This window comes from Prevotella sp. HCN-7019 (assembly GCF_037890215.1).
Taxonomy (GTDB): domain Bacteria; phylum Bacteroidota; class Bacteroidia; order Bacteroidales; family Bacteroidaceae; genus Prevotella.
Map to the genome: position 1 here is coordinate 599,623 of NZ_JBBKBO010000001.1, position 10,760 is coordinate 610,382.

The window sequence follows — 10,760 nt, forward strand, 5'->3', positions numbered from 1 at the left end:
CGCGTTGATGTAGGTTTTTAAAAATTTGTTTTCTGATTGAGAAACCTTCCCGTATGACGGATACCGCGGATATAACCGATGTTTACGGGTTGATTTCGAAATTTGCCCGCAAAGGTAATGAATTTTGTAGTATAAGACAAATTGTTATGTTTATTTCTTTAAAAACTTACAAATTAAACGAATATAGACGTCAAATGTTTTAATTGTAAAGATATTGATTCCCCGTTGGCCGGCTATTCTGGGATATTCCGAGTATATCTGAGAAAGTGCAGATATGTAGTGTGGAAAACATGAATGTAAAGATAAATTCTCAGAATAATTCCTGGTGTATATGATTTGTCCGTATGGTCTATAATTTTATCTGTGCATCAATAATAAAGGGAGGAATATAAGGGATGATATGATTGTTGTTTTGGTGAATAGTGATGAACAGAGTGTTTTTATATTATTGATGGAAAACGGAAACATATATAAACGGAAAATAGAGGAACGTTTCCGAAAAGTTCCTCTATTTTCTCTTATTTCTCTTTGTGTGTTCCTGTTCTGGTGGTGTTGCCGGACAGTTCTTTCCGTCACTTCTCCGCACCCAACCGCTTCATCCATTTGCCTCCCACCATGCAGGCGATGCCTATGGCTATGAACGGCAGACTAAGAATCTGACCCATGTTGATGGGCAGTGCGGCTTCGAAGGGTTCCTGTATCTCCTTGGTGAACTCTATGAGGAAGCGTGCCGTGAAGATGTATGTCAGGCATAGTCCGAAGAAGTAGCCTGTGCCCACACGCTGCGGACGGCGGCGGTAGATGGTCCATCCGATGAACATAAGTACGGCGTAGGCCAGTGCTTCGTAGAGTTGTCCGGGATGGCGCGGCAGCATATCGACCTGCTCGAAGATGAACGCCCATGGTACATCGGTGGGTTTGCCTATTATCTCGGAGTTCATAAGGTTACCTATACGGATGAAGAACGCCGTGGTGGGTGTGGCTATCGCTATGTTGTCGAGCACGCGCCAGATGTTCAGTTTGGTCTTTTTTACATACAGCCAGAGGGCGAGCATCAGTCCGAATGTACCGCCGTGAGAAGCCAGACCGCGGTAGCCGGTGAAGTGCCAGTCGCCGTTGCCGTTGAACTCTATGGGCAGAATCATCTCCACGAAGTGCTGCCACGACGAGAGATATACGTCGGGCTGATAGAACAGACAGTGGCCCAGACGTGCTCCGACGAGTATTCCGATGAAACAATAGAGGAACAGCGGGTCGAACAGTTCGTCCTTTATCTTCTGCTCTTTATAAAGCCTTCTTACGATGAGATAGGCCAGGACGAGGCCGATGAGCCAGCAGAGTGAATACCAGTGCATGGCGAAACTGCCTATGCGGAGCGCTGTGTCGTCCGGATTCCACAGTATGTATGATAGGTTTGCGTTCATAATTTGCTGTTTGTGTGGTTGGTTTTCTTATGTTCAGTCTGCGTGAGGCTCATGGCCTTGCGTATGCTGCGGTTGTGCGACGACTCAGACGTTGAAGCGGAAGTGCATTATGTCACCGTCCTGTACCTCGTATTCCTTGCCTTCGATAGACAGTTTTCCGGCTTCGCGCACGGCTGCTTCTGAACCGTATTTGATGTAGTCTTCGTACTTGATTACCTCTGCACGGATGAATCCTTTTTCGAAGTCGGTGTGTATCACTCCGGCACACTGCGGAGCCTTCCAACCCTTGTGATAAGTCCATGCCTTCACTTCCATTTCGCCGGCAGTGATGAATGTCTCAAGGTTGAGCAGCGCGTAGGCTTTCTTTATCAGACGGTTTACGCCACTCTCTTCCAGTCCGAGCTCCTCGAGGAACATCTGCTTGTCCTCATAGGTGTCGAGTCCGGCGATGTCTTCCTCGGTCTTGGCTGCTATGACGAGCATTTCGGCGCCTTCTGTCTTGGCCACTTCGGCCACTGCATCTGAATATTTGTTACCGGTCTTTGCGCTTGCTTCGTCTACGTTGCACACGTAGAGTACGGGCTTGGCAGTGAGCAGGAACAGGTCGTGAGCTACTTTCTGCTCCTCCTTGCTTTCGAAAGTCACGGTGCGTGCATTAAGACCTTTGTCGAGAGCTGCCTTGTAGGCTTCGAGCACACCGACGGCTATCTTGGCGTCCTTGTTGCCACCAACGGCTGCCTGTTTCTGCTGTTTGGCGAGTTGGCCTTCGATGGTTTCGAGGTCCTTGAGCTGCAGCTCTGTGTCTATTATCTCCTTGTCTTCCAGCGGATTGACGGCGGCACCGCCCTCGCGTACGATGTTGTCGTCGTCAAAGCAGCGCAGCACGTGTATTATGGCGTCGGTCTCACGGATATTGCCCAGGAACTTGTTGCCCAGTCCTTCGCCCTTGCTTGCGCCCTTCACCAGTCCGGCTATGTCCACAATTTCGCAGGTTGCGGGCACGATGCGTCCCGGATGTACTATCTCGGCGAGGCGTGTGAGCCTCTCGTCGGGCACTGTTATCACGCCCACGTTGGGCTCTATGGTGCAGAAAGGAAAGTTGGCTGCCTGTGCCTTAGCGTTCGACAGACAGTTGAAAAGAGTCGATTTGCCCACATTAGGCAATCCGACGATACCACATTTTAATGACATTTCTTAAATACGTATTTAATTGAATTCGGGTGCGAAGTTACTACTTTTTTCCGATATGGGGGCAATGGCGCGTGCTAATAATGCGTGAAATTGTTGTTGCAGTGATGTTTATGGATGCGCAATAAGGGCTTATGCGTGTTGTTGTATGGCCGAGTTTGCGGTGTCGAGCATGCGGCGCATCGTGCAGATGTCGGCCTCCACCTCGCCAAGCATTATGTAGCGGTCACGGTTGTTTTTAAGGTTTTGCAGTATGGTTTCGGCCTTCTGGCGGTCGTGCTCCAGACATAGCGCCACGGCGCAGAGCAGGCGCGGTTTGGATGAGGAGTAGGACGAGGTGTGGCGTATGTAGGCGCGCAGGCTGTCGGTGAGCAGCCGGTCGGCTTCGTCGTTGAGGCCGAGCATGAGCGAGGTGAACGCAATCTCGCAGTCTATCTCCTTGTCGTACATGTCGGGAAGGGTGGGGCGGCGGTTGCGTATGGCCAGAAGCATGTCACGGGCTCGGCTGTAATCGCCCTTGTCAATCTCACTTGCTATGGCCAGCATGTCTGTGACGGCGTTCATCAGACCGTATCCGCTGTCGTGACTAAGGCCTTCGAACCATGACTGTGGAAAGTCTTTCGGACGCATACCGTTCTGACACAGGGCGTGCAAACGCAGCTGTAGGATGAAGTGGCGGCGCGCTTCCGGCTCGCGATACATAAGTCGTATGTTGCCCGCATCGTTGCACATGCCGTTTATTTTCAGCGGAATACCGTTTAGCAGTGCCGTCCACAGACCGGCAATGGCTGTGAAAAGCGTGAGCAGGAAAAAGAATATGCCGCTGTCGTCAATGTATATGAAAAAGAGCGTGGCGGTTACAATGGTGAGCAGTATGTTGGCAGCTACACCTGCGGCATTGTATATCACGAACGGCACATCGGCTGCGTCGCCATCCGGCGGCAGCATGATGCACTGTCCGCCTGTGCCGGGTATGTTGAAGCGGCGCACTATGAAGCGGCCGTCGCGGCGCAGGAGTGTGAGGGTGAATATTCTGAACGACACGAAGCGGTAGCCCGTGAGAAGACCTCCCACGAGATGTCCGCCCTCGTGGACTATTATCTGCAACACGAAGGCTATGAAGAGTGCTGCGAACGACAACAGGCAGTTGGCTATAACAGGCATGAATCCTTTGTTTGCCAGAGAGTTGAGAAACTGCATCGGACTGATGTCGGTGAAGAGCAGACAGCCGATCATCACCAGTGCGAAACCTGCCAGCGAGCCGATTATAATGGCTTTCAGAAAGTTGAATATCTTTTTCATGTTATTGGGTTTACAATGCAAATGTAATGAATTATTTCTGATTTCATGGCTATGGCGTGCGTGTATGTGGATGTAGGAAAGATGTTATGCCGACGGATTTTTCCTTATATGGCAGGTCGTTGTGCCGTGAATGAGTTGATTATCATGGCTTTAACGACAAACGAAAAAGCAGAAAATGACAGATTGTGACAGTGAAAAATAAACATGGGACTGCGCTTTTTATCGTGCAGTCCCATGCCTGTTGTTTGTCGTGAAAGTGTGATTCTTTTTATAAGAAAGACACTCCGCTGTTGTTGTTTCCTTGTGGTGTGGTGTCGGAAAGACACTGTTTTGTGACAACCGGCGGTTCTGTTGAAAACCGGAAATCAGTGTGCCTCCAGCCAGTTGGCGCCCCATCCGCAGTCGGCCACGAGCGGAACACTGAGCGGATAGGCGTTCTGCATCTCCTCGAGAACTATGCGTTCCACCTTCTCCTTCTCTTCCGGCAGCACGCTGAAGTTGAGTTCGTCGTGCACCTGAAGTATCATCTTCGACTTTATTCCTTCGGCTTTGAACCTCCGGCTGATGCGTATCATGGCTATCTTTATGATGTCTGCGGCCGAGCCCTGTATCGGGGCGTTGATGGCGTTGCGCTCGGCGAAGTTGCGCACGGTGGCATTGTGCGAGTTGATGTCGGGCAGATAGCGGCGGCGATGGAAGAATGTCTCGGCGTAGCCCTTGGCTCTTGCAGTCTCCTTGCTCTGCTCCATGTATTGTGCCACCTTGGGGAACGAGGCGAAGTAGTCGTCTATCAGCTGCGACGCTTCCGCACGGCTTATGTCCAGACGCTCGGCAAGTCCGAAGACGGTTATGCCGTAGATGATGCCGAAGTTGGCGCGTTTGGCCTTGGTGCGCTGGTCGCGCGTCACGTTGTCGATGTCCTCCTTGTATATCTTCGCGGCCGTTGCGGCGTGTATGTCGTGGCCCAGACGGAACGCCTCCGCCATGTTCTCGTCGCCGCTGAGGTGTGCCATGACGCGCAGTTCTATCTGTGAGTAGTCGGCAGAGAAGAACAGACAGCCTTCCTCGGGGATGAAACAGCGGCGTATCTCCTTGCCGTCCTCGCCGCGCACAGGGATGTTCTGCAGGTTGGGATCGCTCGAGGAGAGACGTCCGGTGGACGTAACTGCCTGATTGAACGACGTGTGTATGTGTCCAGTACGGCTGTTTATCAGTTTGGGAAGTGCGTCGATGTATGTGCCGAGAAGCTTTTTCAGTCCGCGGTGGGCGAGTATGTCGTCCACGATGGGGTTCTTGTGGCGCAGCTGTTGCAGTACTTCCTCCGACGTGACATACTGTCCCGTCTTGGTTTTCTTGGGTTTGTCGACAATCTTCATCTTTCCGAACAGGATTTCGCCCACCTGCTTCGGCGAGGCGATGTTGAACTGTTCGCCCGCAGCCTCGTATATCTGTGTCTCAAGCTGATGCATGCGTGAGGTGAGGATGGACGACGTCTCGGCGAGCGATGCCGTGTCGATGCGGATGCCGTTGAGCTCCATCTCGGCCAGCACAGGCATGAGAGGCATCTCTATTTCGTAGAACAACTGTTCGGCGCCGGCCTCTTTCAGTTTCGGACTCAGCACGTTGTAGAGTCGCAGGGTGATGTCGGCGTCTTCGGCGGCATACTCATACACTTCGGCCGGAGACAGGTCGCGCATGTTGCGCTGGTTCTTGCCGCGCTCGCCGATGAGCTGCTCTATGTGTATGGTGCGGTAGTTGAGGAGAGTCTCGGCCATGTAGTCCATGTTGTGACGAAGTTCGGGTTGGATGAGGTAGTGGGCTATCATCGTGTCGAACATCGGTCCCGCCAGATGAACGTCATATTTGTAGAGCACCTCGAGGTCGTATTTCAGATTCTGTCCTATTTTCAGAATTTCGGGGTTCTCATACAGCGGTTTAAATATATTTACAATTTTTTGCGCTTCTTCACGATTGGCCGGCACAGCCACATAAAACGCCTTTTTTTCTTCGACAGAGAAGCTCAGACCCACCAATTCTGCGTCGATTGGGCTCGTTGAAGTTGTCTCCGTGTCTAGACTGAGAATTTTTTTTGTCAAAAAAAAGTCAAGAATTTTTCGTGCATCGTCCTCATTTTCAATAAGTTGGTATTCGTGAGGTGTCGTCTGAAGTGCCTCAAAACTCGCGAATTTTGAATCTTCCGGCTTATCGGTCGGAAATTCTGCAAAGAAATCGAGTTGTTGATTAGCGCTTTTTTGCTTATTTTTTGATTTGTTAAGAAGCTTGTCTGCGAGCGTCTTAAACTCGAGTTCGTTGAATATTTCGCGCAGTTTCTGCTCGTCGGGTTCGGCGAGCTTCATGCTGTCGAGGTCGAGCTCGATCGGAACATCGGTGCGGATGGTGGCGAGAAACTTCGACATGCGTATGTCGTCGACGGCGGCCTCCACTTTCTCGCGCAGCTTGCCTTTGATGTCGGCAGTGTGGCTGAGCATGTTCTCCACGTCGCCGAACTGGTCTATGAGTTTCGCCGCCGTTTTCTCACCCACGCCCGGACAGCCCGGGAAGTTGTCGGCCGAGTCGCCCATGAGAGCCAGAAGGTCGATGACGCGGAGTGGGGAGTCGATGGCATACTTGGCGCACACCTCCGCCGGTCCCATCTTCTCGTAACCGCCTCCGTGGCGCGGACGGAAGATGAATACGTTGTCGCGCACGAGCTGTCCGTAGTCCTTGTCGGGCGTGAGCATGTAGGTCTCCACACCTTCGGCACCCGCTTTGGTGGCCAGTGTGCCTATGACGTCGTCGGCCTCGAAGCCGTCGGCCTGCACGGCAGGTATGTGCATGGCGGCTATGATGTCCTTTATCACCGGGACGGAGCGGCGTATGTCTTCAGGCGTCTCCTCGCGCTGGGCCTTGTACTGAGGGAAAGCCTCGTCGCGGAAGGTCTTGCCGTGGTCGAAGGCTACGGCTATGTGGGTGGGCTGTTCCTTGGTCATTATCTCGTTGAGCGTATTGACAAAGCCCATTACGGCCGACGTGTTGAAGCCTTTGGAGTTGATGCGCGGATTCTTTATCAGCGCATAATAAGAGCGGTATATCAATGCGTAGGCATCGATGAGAAACAGTTTGTTCATAACGGTTGATGTTTTATAAAGGGACGTGAGGCCTGGTGCGTTGTGCCGCAGGGCTGTCGCGGCCGTTGCGGCGGGCGGGCGTATAAATGGCGGAGAGTGGCCGCCGGTGCTGCCTCACGGTTGCTTTTTGCCGTAAAATTACTAAAAATATGGTACTAATCCCGATAAAATAATTAATTTTGTGTCAAATTTTGGATTAGTATGGATTACCTGTCAGTCATAAAACAACCGGTGCAGGCAGAACTGGCCGATTTCATTGAACTTTTCAACCGTTCGCTAACCCACGAGGACGGCATGCTCGGAAGCGCGCTCGAACACATCAGACGGCGTGCAGGAAAGCGCATGCGGCCTATGCTCATACTGCTTATGGCGAAGTCGTACGGACACGTGACGGACGTGACGCAGAACGCCGCTGTGGGCCTCGAACTGCTCCACACGGCATCGCTCGTGCACGACGACGTGGTGGACGAGAGCGGTGAGCGTCGCGGACAGGCCTCGGTGAACGCCACTTACGACAACAAAGTGGCTGTGCTGGTGGGCGACTACATACTCTCCACGGCTCTGCTGCACGTGTCGTTCACCCATTCGGAGGACATCGTGCGCTATCTGGCCGAGCTGGGACGCACTCTGTCTGACGGCGAGATATTGCAGCTGTCGAACATCGGACGCCGCGAGATTTCGGAGGAGGTTTACTACGAAGTGATACGCCAGAAGACTGCCGCGCTCTTCGAGGCATGCGCCGGAATAGGCGTTCTGTCGGCCGGAGCGACGGGCGACGACTTCGAGAAGGCACGCACGTTCGGCTGTAATCTCGGTATAATATTCCAGATAAGAGACGATATTTTCGACTATTACGACTCGCCGGAGATAGGCAAACCCACCGGCAACGACATGCTGGAAGGCAAGCTGACGCTGCCGGCCATATACGCAGTGAACAACGGTGGCGACAAGGCCATGCTCGAACTGGCATACAAGGTGAAGGAGCAGAGCGTGACGCAGGAGGAGATAGACACTCTGGTGGAGTATACCAAGAGCCACGGAGGTATAGAATATGCCGAGCAGCGCATGGAGGAACTGCGCCTCAAATGTATGGAATACATAGAAAACGCTGTGAAGGACGAGGAGATAAAACGCGCTTTGACGGCTTATCTCGACTTCGTTATACAGCGCACGGTATAGACGCGCGAAAGCCGCAGACTACGGAAATCCTGAAGCATCATGGTGTGTTTCAGGATTGTTTTTTATCCGTTGTCTGCGGCTTTCTTATTTTGTCTGATGCGGGTATGTTACCGACCGCTTTGCGATAAAGCCCGAAATGTGTTGCGAAAGAGCCCGTTTCAGGCTCCGAAATGGCCCATATCATCGTGCGAAACGGCCTATATCAGCACACGAAACGGCCCGTTTCAGAAGCCGGAATGGTGCATATTGAAACGGGCCGGATATGATACTGGCATATGTAGTAGATATAACGGCCATATCGTATTCTTACGGCCGTCTGTCAGACCCACATTGTTTGTCCGATAAGTTTAGAAGAACTTGGTCTCTTCGCCCACAAGTTCGCTCAGCAACAGGTTGGCCAGACGGCTTGTACCTATGCGGAACCACTTGTTGGTGAGCCATTTCTCGCCCAGAACTTCTTTCACGATGGTGTAGTAGATCACTGCGTCCATCACCGTGTTGATGCCTCCGGCGGGCTTGAATCCTATCTGAATGCCCGTCTCGTCGTAGTATTCCTTGATGGCCTGGCACATCACGTAGGCAGCCTCCGGCGTGGCCGATATTTTCTCCTTTCCGGTGGATGTCTTGATGTAGTCGGCTCCGGCGTACATTGCCAGGATGGAGGCCTTCTTTATGTTGGATGCGGTGCCCAGGTCGCCTGTCTCGAGTATCACCTTCATGGCGTGCTCGCCGCACACCTGCTTCAGCTCACCTATCTCGTCGCTCACGCCCTCATAGTCGCCGCTGAGGAACTTGCCCACGGGCATAACGATGTCAATTTCGGTGGCGCCGTCCTTTATGGCAAGGGCTGTCTCGGCCACTTTTACCTCCAGCAGGGCCTGTGACGAAGGGAAACTGCCTGATACGCAGGCTATCTCCACGCCGTCAACCTCGAGCGACTGGCTCACTACGCTTGCAAAGCACGGATAGACGCAGAGAGTGGCGAAGTGGGGCAGGTCGGGGAATCGGTTGTCATACTCGTTCACACGTTCGGTGAATGCCAGTACGCTCGTCTCCGAATCGGTGGTCTTGAGTGTTGTCAGCTCGATGCTTCCCATGAGGAATCGCTTCACCTCCGGGGTGTCGTTCTCGTGCACTTTTTCGGCTATTATATTGCGCACTGCCTCGCTTACGGCTGCGTCGTCGATGTCGAGGTTGTATTTGCTCATAGCCTCTTCGTATTTGTTTTGTTTCGGAGCGTCATGATGATGATGCTCGCAGTGTGAGTTTGTTGTAGCCATAATTTATTGATGTTTAGAGTGTTTCGTTGTTGTAGGGGTGTTTGTGCGGTGTCTTTCCGTGTGTCTGCTGGCAGCTATGTGCTTCATCCGGCAGCCTTCCTTCCGCGCGTCAGAGCTTGGGATTGTTGCGGTGGCGGTCCTTGTCGCGCTGGGTCTTCTTCTCGATGTTGCGGCGCAGTTCTTCGGTGAGGTCTATGCCCGTCTGGTTGGCAATGCAGAGAAGCACCCACAATACGTCGGCCATCTCGTCGCCGAGCGAGTCTTTCTCACCCTTTTTGAAGCTCTGGTCGCCGTATTTGCGCGCCATTATGCGCGCCATTTCGCCCACTTCCTCGGTCAGTACGGCCATGTTGGTGAGCTCGCTGAAGTAGCGCACGCCGTAGGTGTGTATCCATTCGTCCACGAGCTGTTGCGCCTGGCGCAGTGTTATGTCGTTTTCTGTCATATCAGTGTCTTTTTTTTATGTTGCAGACAAGTGCTATAAGGCATTTATTCGCGGTTGCGGCTGTCCATACAAATGGTCACAGGACCGTCGTTGAGCAGTTCCACCTTCATGTCGGCGCCGAACTCACCGGTGCCCACAGGTTTGCCTATCGCCTCGCTCAGACGGGCACAGAACTCCTCGTAGAGCGGTATTGCTATGGAGTGGGGAGCGGCGTGTATCCACGAAGGGCGGTTGCCTTTCTTGTATGATGCCATGAGGGTGAACTGGCTGATGACCAGTATCTCGCCGTCAATGGCCGTTATAGGGAGGTTCATCACGCCCTGTTCGTCGTCGAAAACGCGCAGTGCGGCGGTCTTTTTTACGAGCCATTCCATGTCTTCGCGGGTGTCGTCGGAGGCTATGCCGAGCAGTATCATAAAGCCGCGGCCTATGGCTGACTTCACCTTACCGTCTATTGTGACAGATGCGTGGCTCACACGCTGTATGACTATTTTCATTTGTCTGTTTCTTATGTGGCGCTTGTCGCGCCTTGGTTATTGTAATTCAGGATAGTGCAAACGGGCGGAAAGAAAATGAATTTTATGTTTTCCGCGTGCCGCCTATCTTATTGCAAAGATAGTGCAAACGAGTGGAAAGAAAATGAATTTTCAATTTCCAGAGTGCTGCCTATCTTATTGCAAAGATAGTGGAAAATGGTTTTAACTCAAAATAAAAACACCTTTTTGTTATAATGCGGAAACAATGGTATGTGCAGAGAGATTGATGTCGGAAACATGTTGATATTTACGGTGTTTTCATTGCTTTGGCGGTGATA

Annotated in this window: 8 protein-coding genes; 1 reads left to right on the forward strand and 7 read right to left on the reverse strand. The window is 52.2% G+C overall.

Annotation, left to right across the window (positions count from 1 at the left end):
* Positions 1 to 572: 572 nt before the first annotated feature.
* The 4 genes from lgt to polA all read right to left on the reverse strand — a co-directional run bounded on the left by lgt (position 573) and on the right by polA (position 7,042).
* Complete coding sequence (gene lgt, locus WKT13_RS02090; protein WP_340322616.1) at positions 573 to 1,424, reverse strand: prolipoprotein diacylglyceryl transferase; 852 nt, start codon at positions 1,422 to 1,424, stop codon at positions 573 to 575.
* 84 nt (positions 1,425 to 1,508) lie between these two features.
* Complete coding sequence (ychF, locus tag WKT13_RS02095; RefSeq protein ID WP_298619002.1) at positions 1,509 to 2,615, reverse strand: redox-regulated ATPase YchF; 1,107 nt, start codon at positions 2,613 to 2,615, stop codon at positions 1,509 to 1,511.
* Between the two features lie 129 nt (positions 2,616 to 2,744).
* Complete coding sequence (locus tag WKT13_RS02100) at positions 2,745 to 3,914, reverse strand: hypothetical protein (protein ID WP_340322617.1); 1,170 nt, start codon at positions 3,912 to 3,914, stop codon at positions 2,745 to 2,747.
* Between the two features lie 365 nt (positions 3,915 to 4,279).
* Positions 4,280 to 7,042, reverse strand: coding sequence for a DNA polymerase I (polA, locus tag WKT13_RS02105; RefSeq protein WP_340322618.1), 2,763 nt, complete (start codon positions 7,040 to 7,042; stop codon positions 4,280 to 4,282).
* Positions 7,043 to 7,243: 201 nt separating this feature from the next.
* Here polA and WKT13_RS02110 point away from each other — a divergent pair, with 201 nt between their 5' ends.
* Positions 7,244 to 8,221 carry a polyprenyl synthetase family protein gene (locus tag WKT13_RS02110; protein WP_340322619.1) on the forward strand — a complete coding sequence of 326 codons (978 nt, stop codon included), beginning with the start codon at positions 7,244 to 7,246 and terminating at the stop codon, positions 8,219 to 8,221.
* Positions 8,222 to 8,568: 347 nt separating this feature from the next.
* Here the strand turns inward: WKT13_RS02110 and deoC are convergent, their stop codons facing one another.
* The 3 genes from deoC to dtd form a co-directional block, all read right to left on the reverse strand.
* Positions 8,569 to 9,501, reverse strand: a complete 933-nt coding sequence (gene deoC / locus WKT13_RS02115) for a deoxyribose-phosphate aldolase (RefSeq protein WP_298618994.1) — start codon at positions 9,499 to 9,501, stop codon at positions 8,569 to 8,571.
* A 109-nt stretch (positions 9,502 to 9,610) separates the two neighbouring features.
* Positions 9,611 to 9,931, reverse strand: a complete 321-nt coding sequence (locus WKT13_RS02120) for a nucleotide pyrophosphohydrolase (protein WP_298619209.1) — start codon at positions 9,929 to 9,931, stop codon at positions 9,611 to 9,613.
* A 59-nt stretch (positions 9,932 to 9,990) separates the two neighbouring features.
* The gene (dtd, locus tag WKT13_RS02125) at positions 9,991 to 10,443 is read right to left on the reverse strand and encodes a D-aminoacyl-tRNA deacylase (protein WP_340322620.1); all 453 of its coding nucleotides are present in this window, start codon (positions 10,441 to 10,443) and stop codon (positions 9,991 to 9,993) included.
* Positions 10,444 to 10,760 lie beyond the last annotated feature (317 nt).